Genomic DNA, 19,727 nt, shown 5'->3' with positions numbered 1-19,727 from the left:
TCGGAGGAGTCGCAGTGAAAACCAAGGCAGCAGTGTTGTGGGGACAGCACGAGGATTGGATCGTCGAAGAAGTTGAACTCGATGAACCCAGAGCCAACGAAGTGCTGGTCAAAATGAGTGCGAGTGGGCTCTGCCACTCCGACGAGCACCTTGTCACCGGCGACATCCCGGTTCCGTTTCCCGTCGTAGGAGGACACGAAGGCGCAGGAGTGATCGCCGGCGTGGGACCAGGAGTGACTGAGGTCGCCGAGGGTGACCCGGTGGTGTTGTCGTTTCTCCCCGCGTGCGGACGTTGTACCTACTGTGCCCGCGGAAAGACGAATCTGTGCGATCTCGGTGGTTCCATCATCCTCGGTCCCCAAATTGACGGTACCTACCGATTCCATGCCCGCGGACAGGACATCGGACAGATGTGCGTTCTAGGTACCTTCAGTGAGTACACAGTCGTCCCGGTCGCGAGCGTGGTGAAAGTCGATCAGGGATTTCCGCTCGACAAGGCGGCCTTGGTCGGTTGTGGCGTCACCACCGGGTTCGGGTCAGCTGTGCGCACCGCGCGACTCCAGGCAGGCGACACCGCCGTCGTCTTGGGGGCCGGCGGGATCGGTAGCAATGCAATCCAAGGCGCTCGGATTGCTGGTTGTCGATACATCATTGCGATCGACCCCATTGATTTCAAACAGAAAATGGCACGCGAGTTCGGTGCGACACACACCTTCGCCACGATTGATGAGGCGTGGCCGGTGATAGCAGATATCACCCGCGGTCAGCTGGCCGATGCCTGCATCATCACCACCGATGTTGCCGAAGGCCATCACATTCTTCCCGCGCTGTCTGTGGTCGGCAGAGGCGGAAGGGTCGTTGTGACCGCCATAGGGCACCCCGGAGAGGAGCAAATTTCTACGTCTCTCTTCGAACTCACGTTGTACGAAAAGTCAATCATGGGATCCCTTTTCGGCTCATCGAGTGCTCAGCAAGATATCCCTCGACTCCTCGAACTCTACAACCTTGGCCAACTGAAACTCGACGAATTGGTGACCACAGAGTACGAACTCGAGGACATCAACAAGGGGTACGAAGACATGCGCGAAGGCCGAAATATCCGCGGGCTCATCCGCTTCTGACGTGTTCTTCTGTTGAAAGGTAAAGTGGCCATGCACACTGACGTTGACGTGCTCTTCGTAGGCGCAGGACCCGTTGGTATTTATGGGGCGTACTACGCGGGCTTTCGCGGATTGTCGGTGGCGGTGGTTGATTCACTACCCACCCCCGGCGGACAGATATCGGCGATGTATCCCGAGAAGATGATCTACGACATCGCCGGGTTCCCCTCAGTGCGCGGTCAATCTCTGGTCGAGGGGTTGCTGGAGCAGGCCGCTCCTTTCTCTCCGAAGTATCTGCTCGGCCAGCAGGCGTGCGAGCTTTCACAGACCGGCAGCCAGTGGGAAGTAACCACCTGTACTGGAGCACGAATACGCGCCTCGGCGGTAGTGATTACCGGTGGAGTCGGAGCTGTTACCCCTCGTAAGCTCGCTAACGGCGAGGACTATGTCGATCGCGGATTGCACTATTTCGTGCCACAGCTCGATGTTCTCGACGGACAGGATGTTGTGATCACAGGCGGCGGAGACTCTGCCGTCGACTGGGCACTGGCCTCAGTCGAGCGAGCTCGCAGCACAACGCTTGTTCACCGCCGCCAGCAATTCCGCGCTCATGCACACAGTGTGAATCTCCTCCGACAGAGTTCGTGCGTTCAGATTCTTGATGCACACGTCTCCGCCATCGGCGGACAACAGAAGGTCGAATCCGTCGAGGTCTCGGTCAAAGGTTCGGACGACGCTCTGGTGCTGCCGTGCTCGCTGGTTGTGGCGGCCCTGGGTTTCACGATGCAGCTCGGGCCCCTAGCGGATTGGGGTCTCACCCTGGAAGACCGAGCGATCAGGGTTGACACCGCCATGCAAACCAGCCGCGCCGGAGTTTTCGCCGCCGGCGACATTGCAACCTATCCGGGCAAGGTCAAGTTGATTGCGGTGGGCTTTGGCGAGGTGGCCACGGCGGTCAACAACGCTGCAGCAATATTGCAGCCCGATGTTGGTCTGGCTCCCGGGCACTCGAGTGACTCCGCGTTTGTCGTCAGCGCCGGAGTCTAGTTCCCCTCTAGCAAAGGAGACCCTGATGGGTTTCGTAATCGGCGACCCCTGTGTCGACATCATGGACAAAAGCTGCATAGAAGAATGCCCGGTGGACTGCATCTACGAGGGCGACCGAATGCTCTACATTCACCCCACCGAGTGCATCGACTGTGGCGCATGTGAGGCCGTCTGCCCGGTTGAGGCTATTCGTCCGATGCAGCGGCTGCCGGATGAATGGAAGCCGTTCAAAGCGGCTGCAGCCGAGCTATTTTCCGAGGTGGGCAGTCCGGGAGGTTCACCGAACATCGACCAACCGCTACCGGATCCTCAGTTCACACGGAACTACAACAAATAACAATCACTCCGAGTGCAGATCACCTTCTCTTGGGTACGGGGGCCTGCGCGCACCTGAAAGGAAATATCATGGGTTCATCAATTGCTCACAACGGACGCACGGGATTCGGCAGCCTGCGGCCAGGTGGCCTCAATTTCCAAAATTTCCCTATGAAGATGTTTTTCAAGGGAAACACCAAGTTCTGGAACCCGGCAGACGTCGACTTCAGTCAAGACCGTGAAGACTTCGCCGCCATGAGCGAGGACGAGCAGTACATGACGCTCGCTCTCGGAGCGCAGTTTCTCGCCGGCGAAGAATCGGTCACACAGGATTTGCAGCCATTTGCCTCGGCAATGGCAAGCGAAGGACGGCTCGGCGACGAGATGTTCCTCACCCAGTTCATGTTCGAGGAAGCCAAGCACGTCGTCGGATTTCGCCGATTCTTTGATGCCATCGGACACTCGGGAACCGACTTGCACCAGTATTTCGAGAACAGCGCGGCATACCAGCAGATCTTCTACACGGAGCTACCCAAGTCGCTGTATGCGTTGGAGACGGACCCGTCACCCGCGAATCAAATCCGCGCGAGCGTAACCTATAACCATGTCGTGGAGGGATGTCTTGCCCTCACGGGATATTTCGCTTGGGCTCAGATGTGTGAGAGTCGCGGAATACTTCCCGGCATGCAGACTCTGATCAAGCGTATCGGAGATGATGAGCGGCGTCACATGGCCTGGGGGACATTCACCTGTCGCCGGCACGTTGCTGCTGACGACAGCAACTGGGACGTGGTCGACGAACGGATGCAGGAATTGATGACCCCCGCACTGGGTGTGATCGTGAACCTGTTCGAGCACTTCGAAGGCCGCGACGTCCCGTTCGGAATCTCGATCGACGAAATGACGGACTATGCGCTTGACAAGCTGAATCGCCGCATGGAGTCGATCGAGAGTGCCCGTGGCGTCGATCCGGCGGGAATTGATTTGGACTATTCGCCAGATGATCTCGAAGAGCAGTTTCACGTCGAAGATCAGGCTGCTATTGCCGATTCAGTCTCGCGACGTAGGGACGCAGCGTGAATCAGATGTCGGTGATTGCGGTGTAGCACCGGTACCGTCGCGTCGTGAGGCGGCGGTGCCGTGTGAGCGATGAGAGAGTGGCGGACACCCGACCAGCACACCCGCTTCATCCAACGAGGAGTAGATGATGACTAGAGGCACTGAATACCGTCAGATGTCGACCCTACCGCCAGGCGTCGACCGTACCCGCCGGCTGACTTGGTTCGCCCTGGCCAGCTCGATCCTCGCCATGTTCTCGGCGAGTTTCTGGGCAGTGACAAACGTTCTGGCACTGGGAGGCAAGGTCGGAGGGGGCGTCGGGGTCGGCGCTCTCATCGCTACGGCGGCCCTCGGCGTAATCGCGGGGATAGCTGGACTGCTCGGTAGCCGCTCACCCACTCCGCAGTACGTCTCGAGTAGGCGATACGGAGTGCCGAACTCGATCTCATGACCGGCCCATTGCTAATCCTCCTGCACGGGAACCGAAGTGGGCAGGCCTGGAGACCTTCTGGTTCCCACACATTTCACGGAAGTAGATATTGGTGATCGAAGAGTCCGAAGCCCGAGCGTCGAAGGAAGCGGCGGTCATCGATGCTGTACGTGTGGCACCCGCAGCTCTCGGCGGGTTCTTCGCAACGGGACTCGACACGTTGCGCCTGACGTTTCGCAGGCCCTTTCAGGTGCGAGAGTTCGTCCAGCAGGCATGGTTCATCGCGAGCGTTTCGATTGTCCCCACGCTCCTCATGGCGATTCCGTTCTGTGTCATGGTGATCTTCCAGATCAATGTTCTACTCAACGAGATTGGCGCCATCGATCTGAGCGGTGCAGGAGCCGGTGTCGCTGTGATCCGTGAAATCGGTCCGATTGTCACGGTTCTCGCGGTTGCGGGGGCGGGCGCTACTGCCATCTGCGCCGACATCGGTTCTCGCAAGATTCGGGAAGAGATCGACGCTATGGAAGTTCTGGGGATCGATCCGATTCAGAGACTGGTTGTCCCGAGAGTTCTGGCTTCCATGGTCATTGCGCTGTTCCTGAATGGCCTGGTGACAACGGTGGGTTTGGCCGGCGGATATCTCTATGCGGTCTTCCTCCAGGGAGCAACCCCCGGGCAGTTCGTCACCAGCATCTCCATTCTCACGGGAATACCGGACCTGCTCATCAGTGAGCTGAAGGCCGCGGTGTTCGGAATTCTCGCCGGCATCGTCGCGTGCCACCTCGGGCTCAACGCAAAGGGCGGACCGAAGGGAGTGGGCGACGCCGTAAATCAGACGGTGGTGTTCAGCTTCGTCCTCCTGTTCCTGGCCAACGCCATCATCACCACGCTGTCTCTGCACTGACAGCGCCGAAAGTGACGGAATCAACTGTGTCAACGTCGTTCGCGAGCATAGAAAAGACCGGCCGCGGCTACGCCATGCGCCGATTGGTCGACCCACCTGTTGACGGGTTGGTCGAACTCGGGCGCCAAGTTGCCTTCTTCGGGCGCGGGATCGGTCACATCCCTCAGACGGTGCGGCGCCACCCTCGTGAGATTCTGCGGTTGCTGGCCGAAGTGAGTCTCGGAACTGGTGCCTTGGCGGTGATCGGTGGCACGGTAGTGGTCATTTCGTTTCTCACTGCGGCCGCGGGGTACGAAGTCGGCCAGCAAGGGAGCAGCTCGCTGGGGCGTGTCGGTGTCGAGGCGCTGTCCGGCTTCATTTCCGCCTTCTTCAATACCCGCGAAGCGATCCCGGTTATCGCGGGGGTCGCGTTGACCGCCACCGTGGGAGCTGGCTTCACCGCTCAGCTCGGGGCGATGCGGGTCAGCGAAGAGATCGATGCACTCGAGGTGCTGTCGGTGCCGTCGGTGCCGTACCTGGTGACTACTCGCATTTTGGCCGGTCTCATTGCGGTTGTTCCCCTCTTCGCGATTGCGCTCTTCATGGGTTACGCATCCACCGAGTTCGTATCGATCTTCATGTCGGGTCAGTCCAGCGGAACCTATACCCACTACTTCAATGTATTCTTGGTGCCCAGTGACGTATTATGGTCGCTCGCAAAGGTTCTCCTGATGTCACTTGTAGTGATGGCCGTGCATTGCTACCACGGTTACACGGCATCGGGCGGTCCGGCCGGAGTAGGACGGGCTGTCGGGCGCGCAGTGCGCACCTCACTTATCGCAATTATGGTGGTCGATCTCCTTGTCGGCATAGCGGTGTATGGCGGAGTGAACTCCACCGTGCGGTTCTCGGGGTGACGCATGACTGATTCCCGAAACCTCGGCAGGACAACCCATGCAGCACTCGGAACTGCGCTGATCGCCGTACTCGCCGTGGTCACGGCCGTCTGCGTCGGCTTCTACAACGGCACGTTTGAAAAGACCACTGCCATCTATCTTTTGACCGATAGAGCCGGGTTGCTGATGGAGCCCGGCTCGGACGTAAGGATTCGGGGCGTCGTGGTCGGGCGCGTTGCCGCTGTCGACCACGACGTACAAGGGGTACGCCTGACCATGGATATCGACCGAGCTCGCGCCGAGCAAATACCTATCAACGTGAACGCCGAAATCAGTCCGACGACGATCTTCGGCAGAAAGTCGGTGGAGCTGATGATGCCGGAGAAACCTTCGACGACCCCCGTCTCCGCCGGCACGATCCTGGGCGCCGATGTCACGGTCGAGGTCAACGACACGTTCGCTACCTTGCTCTCGGTACTGAAGACCGTGGAACCGCAGAAGGTCAACACCACGCTGACAGCGCGGGCAACGGGGCTCGATGGTCGTGGGTCTCAACTTGGTCAGGTGTTGACCAACCTGAACTCCTACCTGGGCGAGTTCAACCAGGTCATGCCTGCGCTGCAGCGGGACATACCGCTGGCCGCGGACAATTTCGGCACCCTTGCGGATGTCGCTCCCGACTTGCTCCGAACGATCGACAACTTCTCCGCCACCAGCGAGACGGTGGTCGAGAGCCAGACGCAGCTCAACGCGTTCCTGCTCAGTTTCACCGAATTCGGCAACAGCGGAACCGATGTTGTTACTCAATCCGGAGACCCGTTGATCGAGGCAATGGACGCACTGACCCCGACGACGGCGCTGTTGGCCGACTATTCCCCGCAGTACCCGTGCTTCTTCGCGAGCCTGAACCAGTCGAGGCGCTATCTCGAACGCGCCTTTGGTGGCGGACGTCCCGGCTTGAACATTCAAGCCACCGTTCTCATGGGAGATCCACCCTATGAGGGCCCGAACGACCTGCCTGTGGTGGGTGCGGACAATCCGCCGAGCTGCTACGGATTCCCCCGGTCCGAATCGAGTCCCCCGCCGGGGCACATAAATTTCAACGACGGCAGCCACGCCTATCGCGAGGAGATGTCCCCAGCTGATCTCCTCGGCTCGGCCCCTTTCGCCGATCTACTGTTCGGACCGATTCGATGATCGCCAAGCATGCGGGGACGAAGCTGCTCGTCTTCATCGTCGTCACCTCAATGGTCACCTTGGGGCTGGCCACTCTCATCGGCAACGTCCGGTTCGGTGCGAGCAGGACTTACGGCGCATTCTTCGAGGACGCGTCGGGCCTCAAGGCCGGCGAAGACGTGAAGATTGCGGGTGTGCCGGTCGGAAAGGTGAAGTCGATTGCGCTACAGGAGGGTGGACAAGCGCTGGTCCGATTCACCGTATCGAGCGAGAGTTCGGTCTCCGCCGAAGCGGGCGTGGCGATCAAGTACAAGAATCTCATCGGTGACAGGTATCTGGAGGTCGACAACGGGAAGATGCCGTCGATTCCTCGCGGGGAGGACGACCCGGTGCCGGCAGCACAAACCACCCCGGCACTGGATCTCGATGCGCTGGTCAACGGTTTCCGGCCGCTGCTGCAGGGGCTGAACCCCGAGGAGACGAACGAGCTCTCGGCTTCGCTGGTCCAAGTGCTCAATGGTCAAGAGCAGAGCGTTGGCGCATTGGTCAGGCATATCGGCACCTTGTCGAACGCGCTTGCCGACAGAGACCACGCCATTGGAAGTGTGGTCACCAATCTGAACGCCACACTGTCCACGGTCAACAGCCGTGGAGAGCAGTTCGGCACCGCCATCGACCAGTTGCAGCAACTTGTCAGTGGCCTCAGTGCTGACAGCGAGCGGATCGCGGCATCGATCGAGAGGATTGACGAGGGCAGTCGCACGGCAGCTGACCTGCTTGCCGCGTCCCGAGTATCGTTGAAAGAAGACATAATGCAACTCGATTTACTTGCCACAAACCTGAATTCGAGAACAGACACCCTGAACCTCGTACTGGCCAAACTGCCGGAAATTTACCGAATGGTTGGACGAAGCACGAGCTACGGCAGTTTCCTGAACTTCTTCGTGTGCGGACTCGCGATCAAGTTTCCAGCACCTGGTGGGTCAGAGGCGACCCCTATGTTCACCGCGGCAGCAGAAAGGTGCCGCTAGACATGAGGCCGTTCTCGGACCGCAATCCGGTCAAGCTGGGACTGGCAGGTGCGGGAGGGATGATCGTGGCGTTGGTTCTTGTCTTCAACTACGAATCCGTCCCCGGGATCGATAACTCGGATCGTTACGTAGCCCAATTCGCTGACACCGGTGGGCTATACACGGGTGATGGCGTGCAGATCAGCGGGGTCGATGTGGGAACGGTCACCGACATCGAACTACGCGGCGACCACGTCGACGTGACATTCACCGCCGACCCGAAGGCGACTCGTTTGGGATCCGCGACGTCTGCGGCTATCAAGGTCGAGACGGTTCTGGGCCGACGATTCCTCGATGTCGAGCCCCGTGGTGACGGAGAATTGGAGGACGGCGACACGATTCCGCTCGACCGGACTACCTCGGCGTACGACCCGTCCGATGCGATCTCCGACCTGACAGATCAGCTATCGGATACCGATGTGCCACAAGTTGAGTCGGCACTGGACTCGGTGTCGCACGTGATCGACGAGCTTTCTCCTGATCTGCGCGCGTCGGTTGAAGGTGTCGCCAGACTGTCGGAGACCGTGTCCTCGAGAGATAGCGAGATACGTCGATTGTTCACCGAATCCGATGCGCTGGGCGGGATCCTTGCGACCCGTAACGAAGAGTTCACCAAGCTGCTTGGAGATGGTCGAGTGCTGTTCGACGTACTCAATCAGCGTGCGGCTGCGATCGACAGCATTCTGGGACAAGTTCAGAAACTCAGCGACGAACTGTCGGGGCTCGCGCAGGAGAATGAAGCGACGATCGGTCCGATGCTGGATGAACTCCACGCGGTCCTCACCACTCTCAACAACAATCGTGACAACCTCGACCTGGCCCTGCAAAGGGTGCACCCATTCGCCAGGCAACTCGGCGAAGCGCTCGGCAGCGGCCCATTCGTGTCCTTCATGCTGCAAAACATCCTTCCAACCAACCTGCAAGGGCAGCTTCCCGGCAGCCTAGGAGGCCCGCACCGATGAGCAATCATAATCTGCTCCGAACTGGCAAGTTTTCGCTGAAGATCCGGGCTGTCGGTGCCGTCGTCATCCTTGCCTCGGTGGCGAGCGGCCTCGTTTATGCCCAGAGCCTGCAGTCCGAAACACACGTTGCGGCGTACTTTCAGAATTCGATCGGACTCTACGAAGGGGATCGCGTGATGTTGCGGGGCGTCCCCGTGGGCGCGGTGAGCAAGATCGAGCCTGCCGGTGACCAGGTGAAGGTCGAGTTCAGCTTCGACAGCAGCTACCCGGTTCCCGCGGATGCAAGGGCAGCGATCGTTGCACCAACATTGGTGACAGGGCGCTATATTCAGCTCTCGCCGACCTATGTCGATGGCGCTACCCTCGGTGATGGCGCGGAAATTCCGCTGGACCGCACAGTCGTGCCGGTAGAGTATGACGAAGTCAGAGCTCAGCTCGATGAACTCGTGACAACTCTTGGCCCTGACGGACTCAATGGCGATGGGTCGGTCAGTCGCCTGCTCGATACCTCAGCGCAAGCGCTCGATGGGAACGGATTCGCCGTTCACGACGCCATGACCAATCTCTCCGATGCCACCGAGACTCTGAAGACCGGCGCGCCGGACCTATTCGGCACGGTCAAGAACCTGCAGGTGTTCGTCAGCAACCTCTCGGCGAGCGATCGGGAGCTCGCCGGATTCAGTTCCGAACTGTCCTCGTTGTCACATCTGCTCAACAACAACAGGACCGAACTCGATGCTGCACTGAACAGCGTGGTGGCGATGCTCCCGAGAGTCGAGAAATTCGTGTCTGATAACCGAGGACGCCTGACAACCGACGTCTCTGCGCTCACCGACGTTACGCGCGTTCTCGCCGAGCGGCAGGACGAGATCGCGCAAACGCTTCACGTCGCACCCACTGTGCTCGCGGATCTGTACAACATCTACGATCCCGATTCCAATTCGCTCACCGGTGCATTGGCCGCACCTGACCTGCCCGAGCCCGTGTCGCTGATCTGCGCACTGTTGACGACGGTGGATGCTCCCGACGATCAGTGTGTCCGAGTCGCAGAGTCATTCGGAGTTTCGTTCGATTCGGCATTGAAGGAGCAGGTCGCACGGCAGGGCATTCCGGCCCTTCCTGTTGTTCCTGCTGCTAGCCAGCCACAAGGCTTGGCCGATCTGTTGATTCCGACCGGCGGTGCCAAATGATGGGACGTTCGAGAGGGATCGCACAGACTGCCCTGTTGGCCGCGGGTGTTGTGTTGATGGCAACCGGATGCCGGTTTGACGGGGTCAATTCTCTGCCACTCCCGGGCAGCAAGGTTGACGGAGACAGCGTCACCATCACCGTGGAGCTTGCCAACGCGCAGAATCTTGTCGGCAACTCGCTGGTCAAGGCTGACAACGTCAACGTCGGCACGATCCGGGGAGTGACGCTGGACGGATCAACGGCGAGACTGGAGGTCGAGTTGAGCGCGAACGCATCGGTTCCAGCCGACGCGATTGCGACCCTCGCGCAGACGAGTGTGCTCGGCGCTCAGTATCTCGAACTGTCGTCACCTCCGAACACGGACCGCACGATACTTCTGGAGGACGGTGACACGATTCCTCTCGCGCGCACCTCGCAGTACCCGGTGGTGGAGGAGGTGCTGTCGGCGCTTTCGCTCGTGCTCAACGGTAGTGGTCTGCAGCAGATTCGGACGATCATGGTCGAACTGAACACCGGAATGGGTGGAAATGAGGAGGAAATCCGCAGCGTTATCGGCGAGCTGGAGACCTTCATCGGTGGCCTGGATGCGCAGCGGGACAACCTGATCACCGCGATCGACAGCATGGACCGACTGGGCGGCGAACTAGCCGAACAGACCGAAACCATCGACAGAGGGATAGCAACCATCCAGCCAGCCCTCGGGGTCCTCGAACAGCAACGAGCACAGCTGACGACCATGCTGACCAGTCTTGGCAACTTCGGTGAGGCCGCGCATCGGGCACTCGGCAGCAGCCGCGACGATATCGTCGCGAATCTCCAGTCTCTCCAACCGACGTTGACGCAGTTGGCCGCGGCAGGGACTGAGCTCCCCGACTCACTGCCAGTCGCGCTGAGTCCCCCGTTCCCGGTGACCGCAGCCGACAAGGGCTTTCGGGGCGACTATCTCAATCTCTTCTTGACGGTGGACCTCAGCGTGGAGGCCTTCACGGAGAAGGTCATTCCGAGCATTCCCCTCGACAGGATCGGTCAACTGGCTCTGGCCCGGCAAGCGGTGAATCCGATTACTGCACCGTTTGCGGCAGCGGGCGCATCGCCGCCGCCGATCCGTCCCGGAACTGCTATGCAGCCTCCATCCGCAGGCCCCGGGCAGGAAGGTCAACCCCGATGATCAGATCGAAGTTGGTGCGTGCTCAGCTGGTGGTGTTCGCGTTGCTCGGGGCGGTCAGCCTCGCGTACGGCATCACTAATTACATCGGTGTCCAGCGCATTACAGGCATCGGCACCTATTCCGTGACGGCGGACTTCACCGAATCCGGGGCTCTCTACCCCGGCGGAATCGTGACGTACCGAGGGATAGACATCGGTCTGGTGAAAGACGTGACGCTCACAGACGATGGTGTGCGAGCGCACCTGCAGCTGGACTCCTCGATCAGCGTTCCCGACGGGACGCGAGCCCGAGTGAGAAGCATGTCTGCAATCGGTGAACAGTATGTGGATCTCATGCCGGAAGCCGACGCCGGCGTGTACCTCACTGACGGCAGTTCGATCCCAGTCGAACGAACCGCCGTGCCCGTGCAGGTTTCGGCGCTGCTGAACAATACTCAGAGCTTGTTGTCCTCGATTCCCAAGGACTCCTTGCGCACGGTGATCGACGAGAGTGCCGACGCTTTCGGCGGCACCGGATCCTCCCTGGCGCGCCTGATCGAATCGTCGGGGCCCCTGCTCGAACTGGCACAAGCTGAGATCGGTCCGACGAAGACTCTGGTCACCGACCTGGAGCCGCTGCTCGAAACGGGAAATGAGATCAAAACAGATCTACAGAATGTCGCCGGGGACCTGGCGTCATTCACCGAACAACTTGCGCTGAACGACAGTCAGATTCGTCAGACCCTGGAGAGCGGTCCCGCCTTCGCGAATGCCGTTGCAGGTACCCTGCGGGACGTCCAGCCGACCTTGCCGATCCTATTGTCGAACCTTCACTCGGTCGGACAGGTACTCAGTGTGAACGTTCCTCAGCTGCAGCAGATACTCGTGGTCTATCCGGCGTTCTCCTCGGCTGCCAACTACAGCGTCTCTGCGAGCGGATTTCAGACCGACGACGATATCTACAAAGCTCAAGTGCCACTCGACGTCAAGCTCGGAAACACGCTGAACCCGCTGCCATGCACGGAGGGGTATCAAGGCACCCAGCGCCGAGACCCCGGAGACACCAGCCCACAGGAGCTGGCGGGAGCACCGTACTGCACTCTGCCGCAGGGTGATCGACGCGTCGCTCGTGGCGCCCGCAACGTGCCCTGCGCAACAGATTCTTCCGTCCGCACGGCTGATATCGCCGAGTGTCCACGAGGATTGCCCTCGACATGGGACTCGTCAGTCCCGCCGACACAACCGCAGAACCACCCGATCGAATCGGGGACCCCGGCAGCTGTCCCGTACGACCCGATTTCGGGGAAGTTCAGGGCTCTTGATGGACAGAGCTACACAATCGATATCCCGGCCGATAGCCAGGATGTCACGAAGGAAGCGGAATCATGGCAGGACATGCTGATCAACTAGAGGAAATCGACAAGGCTGCGGCACGGAACCACGGGGAAGATGTCCAATTGCCTCTGGCTGATCGTCACGACGCCATCGGGTGTCGGCTCTCCCGTACCGGAATAGCGGTGCCGGTGCTCGGCGCTCTGTTGATATCTCTGCTGGTGGGCACATCTGTTCTGACGATCAGCTTACGAGCGGGGCAGGCCGAGGCCGAGCGTAACGAACTGATAATCCGAACGGCCCACGAAGTCGTCGGAAACCTGGTGACTCTCAACCATGAGAGCGCCCAGTCGGATATGGACAGGATTACGTCGAGCTCGACCGGCACATTTCGGGATCAATTCACCGATGCTGGAGGCACGTTCGCGAGTGTGCTGTCCGACGGACAGGTCGACTCCATCGGAGAGGTGAAGGAGGCCGGCCTCGTGTCTGCCGATGACTCCGGGGCAGTGGTGCTCGCTGCGGTGTCGTCGAATGTCAAGAACAGTGCCGCCCCGCAAGGGGAAGAAAGGGTGTATCGAATGAAGGTCAGTCTGTCGAAAATCGATGGCGCCTGGCTGGTCTCTGACGTGGAGTTCGTCTCGTGACCACCGAACAGGATATCACCAGTAACTCGGAGAAGGAACCACGCGCACGCCGCGGTGCGCGGCGCCGTGTCAAGACCATCCTGGGCGCGATTGTTCACTTGCCGAGGAAGTCGGCGTTCTGGGTGAATGGGTGGCCTCGTCGCCGGCGAAACTGCGTTGCAATCGTACTGTCGGTCATGGTGGTGGCTGGCGCAGTGGGCTGCGTTGCGTTGTACCAGAAGGTTGATGAACGGGGTCAGACCCAGGCGGCAGGAGACTCGGCCAGCTCTCAGATCCCAGGCCGGCTGGAATCGACCCTCTCCTATGACTATCGCAGTGTCGAGAGCGACCTTGCATCCGCGACGGACAACCTGACTGGTGATTTCAGGAAGGAATTCGAGTCCCTCGGCAAGGAAATCATCACCCCAGTGGCCCGGGACCGAGAAGTCGTCACGGCCGCGACGGTGGTCGAAAGTTCGGTTGTTTCCGCGAATCCGGGGGAGGTGACGATTCTTGCATTCGTCAACCAAACCACGACCAGGAAGGACGCTCCCGAGCAACGACTGGACGGCAGTCGGGTGCGGGTCAGAGCGACAGAGCGGGATGGTCAGTGGCTGATCTCCGAGATCACGCCGCTCTGACCGGTCGAGTTGGCAGAAATTTCCCTTGGAGTGTGTGGAGGTAAGCGGTGGGTGTCGAGTTATCCGTCGAGGGGCTGACCAAGTCATTCGGCTCACAGAAGATCTGGGAAGACGTCTCGCTGACCCTCCCGCAGGGCGAGGTGAGTGTGCTTCTCGGTCCGTCCGGCACCGGTAAGTCGGTGTTCCTGAAGTCGCTGATCGGCCTGTTGCGCCCCGAGCGCGGCTCGATCGTGATCGATGGCACCGACATCCTGGAATGCTCGTCGAAGGAGCTCTACGAGATTCGCAAGCTATTCGGTGTGCTGTTCCAGGATGGTGCCCTGTTCGGGTCGATGAACCTGTTCGACAATGTTGCGTTCGTCCTTCGTGAGCACACCAAGAAGTCGGAGTCGGAGATCCGCAAGATCGTCATGGAGAAGATAGAGCTGGTGGGCCTTCTCGGCGCCGAGGATAAGCTCCCGGGCGAGATCTCCGGCGGTATGCGCAAACGCGCCGGTCTCGCTCGCGCTCTGGTTCTCGACCCTGAGATCATCCTGTGCGATGAGCCGGACTCCGGGCTCGACCCGGTGCGCACGGCCTACCTCAGCCAGCTGTTGATCGACATCAATGCGCAGATCGATGCCACGATCCTGATCGTGACCCACAACATCTCCGTCGCGCGCACGGTACCGGACAACATAGGCATGCTCTTCCGCAAGCACCTTGTGATGTTCGGCCCCAGGGAGGTCCTCCTCACGAGCGACGAGCCCGTGGTCGAGCAGTTCCTCAACGGTCGCCGAATCGGCCCGATCGGTATGAGCGAGGAGAAGGACGAATCCCAGATAGCGCAGGAGCAGGCCTTGGTCGATGCCGGCCACCACCACGGCGGAACAGAGGAGATCGAAGGCATCGTGCCGCAGATTCAGCCGACCCCTGGCCTTCCGTTCCGTCAGGGCGTGGCCCGCCGTCAGGAGCGGGTCAGGCAGATCATGCACACATTGCCGCACAACGCACAGGTCGCCATCGGGGAAAGCTTCGATGCCGAACAGCACACACAGGTCATCCCGGTTGTAGGTGAGGAGATGTGGACTTTGGCATAGATCACCCACGCTCGAGCGGCGGTCAGCCGGTTACTCAGGGGCATGACAGAGAGGACGTGCAACGATTATCTACATGCCACCGAGTCCACTAGTAGTGGTCATCGTTGATGACCACGCGCTATTCGCACAAGGTCTGCAGCTCCTTCTGGGCAGCAGCCACGACGGCGTTCTCACCGTCGGGGGCTGGGCCACCAGCAGCGAGGAGGCAGTCGCGTTGGTTGGGCGACATCGTGCCGACATCGCCACGATCGACTTGACGTTGCCTCCGGGTGGAGGCGTGAAGGCAATCGCTGAGGTGAAGAAGGCATATCCCCAGACTCGGGTACTGGCGCTGTCCGGGACTGATGACCTGACACTCGCTGAAAGCGCCCTGCGGGCGGGAGCCGACGGATTCTTGGCGAAGACGTCCGATCCCGAGGCGCTGATCCATCCTCTACTTACCCTGGCCAGCGGCATTCGGGTAGTGAGTCCGGAAATCTTGGACGCTCTTCTAACAAGCAGCCGCAAGCCTGAAGATGGTCTGCTGGTCCGGCTGGCCTCCCGGGAGATCCAGCTGTGGAGTCTGTTGGCGCAAGGATTGGAGACCGCCGAGCTCGCTAAACGGTTACTCGTCAGCGAACGGACCGCGAAACGCATGGTGGCCTCGTTGCTCAACAAGATCGGGGCTGCGAACCGCATCGAGGCCGCAGCCCTCGCCGGACGGTGCGGGCTGATCGATGACAGAACCTTTCCCGGCGGTCGTTAGCGGTCCGAGCGGGCCAACTGTGGCACCCGTAGCCCGATGCCAGTGGTGATGCGATTCACAATGCTGTGTATGGGTGTTGAGGTCCAGCACCTGCCACCCCGGAGGTCTGATGCGCATCACCAGACTCCGGGCTCGGACGTGACCTCGATGAGGAAGCGCTACACGGCAATACCCAGACCAAGGCGGTCCGGGTCAACCTCGACCAAATGGAGCAGACCCATGGGCGTTTTCAAGGATGACAACGATGTGCACCGCTACGTCGGCGGTGTCTTCGAGCAAGGCACAACCGACCCCGAGCTCGGCCCCAAATTCGCTGAGTCCGGGGTGGTGTTGCGTGTGACCTACACCGATCCCGACGCGGTCGTGACTGTCGACTTCGCCAACAACAAGGTCTTTACCGGCCAGGGAGAGGGTCCGACTCCCAATGTGGAGCTCTTCATGACCGCTGACAACGGAAACAAGTTCTGGCTAGGTAACCTCAACCTGACCGTCGCCATGGCCAAGGGGCAGGTTCGAGCCAAAGGCTCGACCGCCAAGATCCTCAAGCTCGTGCCTGCAGCTAAGACGCTGTTCGGGCCCTACCGGGCGATGCTCGAGAAGGACGGCCGTACTGATCTGCTCAACGCCTGATCTTTCACCCACGGCGGGCCGCCAGGGCGCATAGCTATCACAGCTCGGCTGCACGCGATGAACGGCCGCCGGTACGATCTCGGCTGGCCGTTCTTCGGGTGATGTTGGGTTCATCAAGATCTGTTCCTACTTTGCAACCTTCCTGGACGGCTTTGTCGATGTCCTTCGTGCTCACGTCGAGTTCCTTGGCGACGCGTTTTTCGGCTTTCGGTGTCGTCTTTGGTGATCACGGCGGCGTCGTAGGTCCCGATGGCAGCATGATCACACCGGCGATCTCGGTGCTGTCCGCGGTGGAGGGCGTAAAGGTCGTCGAGCCGGGGTTGGCAGAGTGGATCGTGCCGATCACGGCGGTGATCATCGTGGGGTTGTTCTCCGGTGCAACGTCGCGGCACGGCGGCGGTCAGGCGACTGTTCGTCCGCATCGTCCGCGGCCATGGACTCGACGTCGCCGAGCTCGAACTCTCCCGCGACTACTGGGGCTGTGGTTCGGCAACTACCTACACCCGGATGACCAGCACGAAACCGACACCCACGAGGACGACGATTTGGGATCCCGTATGACGATGAAGTGGAGGAGGGACCGAGGCCACTGATCACCAGCGACCTACTACGCCGAATCCACTGGGGCGCCATCATCGCCCGCACTGAGGCCCGCCTCGCCAGCACGTCCTGGCGCGAGGACGGCGTCAAGGTACCCATGGATCCCAACAGACCAGCCGAAGAACCCTGGGTGTTGGGTGCCTGCGTCGTGGTGCGGGGGTGGGGCGGGTGTCTGAGGGTGCCCGGGCGGGAGGTCAGTGTGATGGCCAGCCCAGGGCGTCGAACACAGCGATCGGGTCGAGGTAGTCCCGCCAGTGCGTGATTTCGCCGTCACGGAGTGTGAGTACGGAGATGTACCGGTTGGCGTATCGATGTCCGGTGCCCACTACGTGGCCTTCGGAGGCGTACTCGAGTACCACGACTCCGGTGGTGGCGTCGTGGTGGACGGTCAGAGCGAAGCAGCGGTCGAGAACGATGGTGGTGCCGTAGGGGCGGTATAGCTCGGCGACTGCGGAGCGGCCCTCGATGTGCCGTGGGTACCCGGGGACGGTGATCACGTAGTCGACGGTGATGTCCTCTGCGAGGAGGTCGAAGAAGTGTCCGGGCGGGGCCAGTCCGTCCAGACCCTGTTCGATGATCCGAAAGAATGGCTCCAGCGCGGCGAAATCCGCGAGGTCGGCAATGGGCGCCTTCACGATGTGAAGTTTACTTCCACGCCGGAGCGGGTCGTGGACGCGAATTCGGTGAAGCTGATCGGGCCATGCCGGTGGCGGAGAGCTCGTCGCCGTTGGCTGGGAGCGGAGACCGTGGGCGATCGTCTCGCGGCGGGACGGCGATTTCCCTTGCGGAACAATGACTGTGCTCGCGTGCACCTTTCGTTACGTTCTCGGTGCAGATCAGCGCGTCTCCGAATGCAGGTCGGACAGACCGTCGGCGGAGCGGAGATTTCGCGGTCGGCGACCCCGACGTCGATGCGCTCACGTTGGCGGACAAACCCTGTCGCGGCGTTGCGCCGACAGGGTTTGTCCGATCCGAAAGGTTCGGATCGAGGTGGTCGGCGATCTGGAGAGTCATCGCGCGAGGGGGAGCGGGGGTTCATTGCGCTGCGATACTCGCCGCGTAGGGTGCGCGTCGCCCAGAACTCCACCCCTTCCCCGGTGCCGATGCTGTTGCAGGCGGAATAGGCCCTCATGTGTTTCGGGGCGGGCGGCAAGTGGCCCTCGGGTGATCCGATGCTCCCCTGGGGGGTACTTCCCGCACCCTAGGAGGGGATAACGGCGTGATCACACGGGAAGAGGATTGAGCCGGGACATCACGCCCCCGAGGACGATCAGCCTGTTCATCCTTGTCCACCTCTCAGGACCCGATCTCATGAAACCCACCGGCCTCCGTGCCACAACTCGCCCGCCCACCCTGCCCGGAGGGCAGCCGACCACCGACACGGGCGGCAGGCAGTGCCATGTCTGACCAAGGACCCGTACCGTACGAAAGTCTCACTCCGCACCTCATCCACGCGGTGACCCCGCGTCCAGGAGACTCGATGGGGACGTGGACGGCAAATTTCCTCCTATGCGTCGCCGCCCCGGTCTGGCTCCCGTTGAGCGCGATCAACGATGGATTACACAATGCGAGCGCGGCCTACATCAACTTCGTCGCAACCAAACTTCCGTTCGCGGAGAACGACTCGAAGGCCGTCAAGGCAGTGAAATTCCTGGGAGGTGTGGCCCAACCGGTCCTGATGCCGTTCGCCGCGCTGTGGTGGAAAGGCACCGGCACACCCCTGGTCGTATGGGAAATGCTCGAAAAGGCCAAGGAACACGACGAACCCGCAGTGCATGCTCCCGAGCAACCCCCGGCTCCGGCACCGACACCGAGCGGACCCGCCACCGCACCGACCGGTCCGACATCGAGCCTCGCCCCGGCCGGCGCCGGGGGACTCGGCAGCACCGCTGCCAATGCCCTCGCACCCCTCGCGGCGGTACTAACGCTCGCCGCCGGTGGCCTCGTGTGGAGCCAGCACCAAGACACGCCGACGACCAGTGGGCCGGCCCCCGTCGTCGAGCCGGTTCACGGTACCGGCAACGGAGTGAATCAGCCCGCCGCAATTCCAGGCGATCCTGGGCCCGCCTCGGCTCCCGCGGATTCTGCTCCTGCCGACCCGGCTCCTGCCGTCGAGGCGCCTCCCGCACCTCCCGCACCTCCCGCGTCGCCCGCGCACGTCCCACCGGCAGCGGATGCACCTGTGGTCCTTGCTCCTGTCGCGCCCGCTCCGGTGCCCGATGTGCCCGCCCCGGCACTCGTCGCACCCGCCCCGCCTGCCCCGATGCCCGACGCCGGACATGGTGGCAGCGATCAAACAGCTATGAGCGGGCACGATGCACCCGCGCACCCTGCGCCTCCCGCGCCTCCCGCGCCTCCGATTGAAGCCGCGCCTGTGGCGCCGATGCCCGACGCCGGACATGGTGGCAGCGATCAAACAGCAATGAGCGGGCACGATGCACCTGCGCCCCCGGCACCCCCGATTGAAGCTGCGCCCGTGGCCCCGATGCCTGATTCTTCACATGACGCACCCGCTCCAACTGACTTGGGCGGATACAGTGCGGATCCCGGAACCTACACGGAACCGGGGACGACGTATGCCGATCCGGGAACCAGCGGCGGCTACACGGATCCGGGGACGACGTTAACCGATCCGGGCACGACCGGCGGCTACACGGATCCGGGGGCGACGTTAACCGATCCGGGGGCGACGTTAACCGATCCGGGGACGACGTATGCCGATCCGGGAACCAGCGGCGGCTACACGGATCCGGGGACGACGTTAACCGATCCGGGCACGACCGGCGGCTACACGGA

21 protein-coding genes and 1 pseudogene are annotated in these 19,727 nt (G+C 61.2%); 20 read left to right on the top strand and 2 right to left on the bottom strand.

Annotated features, from left to right (window positions below):
* Positions 1-14 precede the first annotated feature (14 nt).
* The 18 genes from ACFWAY_RS39190 (at position 15) to ACFWAY_RS39105 (ending at position 16,331) form a co-directional block, all read left to right on the top strand.
* Positions 15-1,121 carry an NDMA-dependent alcohol dehydrogenase gene (locus ACFWAY_RS39190; RefSeq protein ID WP_378514336.1) on the top strand — a complete coding sequence of 369 codons (1,107 nt, stop codon included), beginning with the start codon at positions 15-17 and terminating at the stop codon, positions 1,119-1,121.
* 30 nt (positions 1,122-1,151) lie between these two features.
* Complete coding sequence (locus ACFWAY_RS39185; RefSeq protein ID WP_378514335.1) at positions 1,152-2,147, top strand: NAD(P)/FAD-dependent oxidoreductase; 996 nt, start codon at positions 1,152-1,154, stop codon at positions 2,145-2,147.
* A 25-nt stretch (positions 2,148-2,172) separates the two neighbouring features.
* Positions 2,173-2,484 (top strand): ferredoxin, encoded by a 312-nt coding sequence (gene fdxA / locus ACFWAY_RS39180; RefSeq protein WP_378514334.1) that lies wholly within the window; start codon positions 2,173-2,175, stop codon positions 2,482-2,484.
* A 68-nt stretch (positions 2,485-2,552) separates the two neighbouring features.
* Complete coding sequence (locus tag ACFWAY_RS39175) at positions 2,553-3,542, top strand: R2-like ligand-binding oxidase (RefSeq protein WP_378514333.1); 990 nt, start codon at positions 2,553-2,555, stop codon at positions 3,540-3,542.
* A 127-nt stretch (positions 3,543-3,669) separates the two neighbouring features.
* Positions 3,670-3,972: a hypothetical protein gene (locus tag ACFWAY_RS39170; RefSeq protein ID WP_378514332.1), complete on the top strand. Its 303-nt coding sequence runs from the start codon at positions 3,670-3,672 to the stop codon at positions 3,970-3,972.
* 151 nt (positions 3,973-4,123) lie between these two features.
* Entirely contained in the window at positions 4,124-4,858 is a 735-nt protein-coding gene (locus ACFWAY_RS39165; RefSeq protein ID WP_378514350.1) for an MlaE family ABC transporter permease, read from the top strand.
* A gap of 74 nt (positions 4,859-4,932) precedes the next feature.
* A complete protein-coding gene (locus tag ACFWAY_RS39160) occupies positions 4,933-5,754 on the top strand; it encodes an MlaE family ABC transporter permease (protein WP_378514349.1) in 822 nt (273 codons plus the stop codon).
* Positions 5,755-5,757: 3 nt separating this feature from the next.
* Positions 5,758-6,930 (top strand): MCE family protein, encoded by a 1,173-nt coding sequence (locus ACFWAY_RS39155; protein WP_378514331.1) that lies wholly within the window; start codon positions 5,758-5,760, stop codon positions 6,928-6,930.
* The gene (locus tag ACFWAY_RS39150; protein WP_378514330.1) at positions 6,927-7,940 is read left to right on the top strand and encodes an MCE family protein; all 1,014 of its coding nucleotides are present in this window, start codon (positions 6,927-6,929) and stop codon (positions 7,938-7,940) included. Before ACFWAY_RS39155 ends, ACFWAY_RS39150 begins: the two co-directional genes overlap by 4 nt.
* Before the next feature lie 2 nt (positions 7,941-7,942).
* The gene (locus ACFWAY_RS39145; RefSeq protein WP_378514329.1) at positions 7,943-8,941 is read left to right on the top strand and encodes an MCE family protein; all 999 of its coding nucleotides are present in this window, start codon (positions 7,943-7,945) and stop codon (positions 8,939-8,941) included.
* Positions 8,938-10,131 carry an MCE family protein gene (locus tag ACFWAY_RS39140; protein ID WP_378514328.1) on the top strand — a complete coding sequence of 398 codons (1,194 nt, stop codon included), beginning with the start codon at positions 8,938-8,940 and terminating at the stop codon, positions 10,129-10,131. Before ACFWAY_RS39145 ends, ACFWAY_RS39140 begins: the two co-directional genes overlap by 4 nt.
* A 35-nt stretch (positions 10,132-10,166) precedes the next feature.
* Positions 10,167-11,300, top strand: a complete 1,134-nt coding sequence (locus ACFWAY_RS39135; protein WP_378514327.1) for an MCE family protein — start codon at positions 10,167-10,169, stop codon at positions 11,298-11,300.
* A 14-nt stretch (positions 11,301-11,314) separates the two neighbouring features.
* Complete coding sequence (locus tag ACFWAY_RS39130; RefSeq protein ID WP_378514326.1) at positions 11,315-12,688, top strand: MCE family protein; 1,374 nt, start codon at positions 11,315-11,317, stop codon at positions 12,686-12,688.
* Positions 12,664-13,257, top strand: coding sequence for a hypothetical protein (locus ACFWAY_RS39125; protein WP_378514325.1), 594 nt, complete (start codon positions 12,664-12,666; stop codon positions 13,255-13,257). The genes ACFWAY_RS39130 and ACFWAY_RS39125 overlap by 25 nt, the downstream gene beginning before the upstream one ends.
* The gene (locus ACFWAY_RS39120) at positions 13,254-13,877 is read left to right on the top strand and encodes a hypothetical protein (RefSeq protein ID WP_378514324.1); all 624 of its coding nucleotides are present in this window, start codon (positions 13,254-13,256) and stop codon (positions 13,875-13,877) included. Before ACFWAY_RS39125 ends, ACFWAY_RS39120 begins: the two co-directional genes overlap by 4 nt.
* 47 nt (positions 13,878-13,924) lie before the next feature.
* Positions 13,925-14,956: an ABC transporter ATP-binding protein gene (locus ACFWAY_RS39115; RefSeq protein ID WP_378514323.1), complete on the top strand. Its 1,032-nt coding sequence runs from the start codon at positions 13,925-13,927 to the stop codon at positions 14,954-14,956.
* A gap of 73 nt (positions 14,957-15,029) precedes the next feature.
* The gene (locus ACFWAY_RS39110; RefSeq protein WP_378514322.1) at positions 15,030-15,701 is read left to right on the top strand and encodes a response regulator; all 672 of its coding nucleotides are present in this window, start codon (positions 15,030-15,032) and stop codon (positions 15,699-15,701) included.
* Positions 15,702-15,920: 219 nt separating this feature from the next.
* Complete coding sequence (locus ACFWAY_RS39105) at positions 15,921-16,331, top strand: SCP2 sterol-binding domain-containing protein (protein WP_378514321.1); 411 nt, start codon at positions 15,921-15,923, stop codon at positions 16,329-16,331.
* A 37-nt stretch (positions 16,332-16,368) separates the two neighbouring features.
* Here the strand turns inward: ACFWAY_RS39105 and ACFWAY_RS39100 are convergent, their stop codons facing one another.
* Positions 16,369-16,506 (bottom strand): hypothetical protein, encoded by a 138-nt coding sequence (locus tag ACFWAY_RS39100; protein WP_378514320.1) that lies wholly within the window; start codon positions 16,504-16,506, stop codon positions 16,369-16,371.
* Between the two features lie 76 nt (positions 16,507-16,582).
* Between ACFWAY_RS39100 and ACFWAY_RS39095 the strand changes: the two are divergent.
* Positions 16,583-16,745, top strand: a pseudogene (locus ACFWAY_RS39095) (KUP/HAK/KT family potassium transporter); the annotation flags it as partial.
* A 380-nt stretch (positions 16,746-17,125) separates the two neighbouring features.
* Here ACFWAY_RS39095 and ACFWAY_RS39090 read toward each other — a convergent pair.
* Positions 17,126-17,566: a nuclear transport factor 2 family protein gene (locus ACFWAY_RS39090; RefSeq protein WP_378514319.1), complete on the bottom strand. Its 441-nt coding sequence runs from the start codon at positions 17,564-17,566 to the stop codon at positions 17,126-17,128.
* An 845-nt stretch (positions 17,567-18,411) separates the two neighbouring features.
* Between ACFWAY_RS39090 and ACFWAY_RS39085 the strand changes: the two genes are divergently transcribed.
* On the top strand, positions 18,412-19,727 hold a 1,316-nt coding region (locus tag ACFWAY_RS39085; RefSeq protein WP_378514318.1), incomplete at its 3' end, for a hypothetical protein.

The sequence above is a fragment of the Rhodococcus sp. NPDC059968 genome (genome assembly GCF_042738615.1).
GTDB lineage: Bacteria > Actinomycetota > Actinomycetes > Mycobacteriales > Mycobacteriaceae > Rhodococcus_F.
The sequence above is the reverse complement of the archived record's forward strand: the minus strand, read 5'-3'. Positions and strand labels throughout refer to the sequence as shown.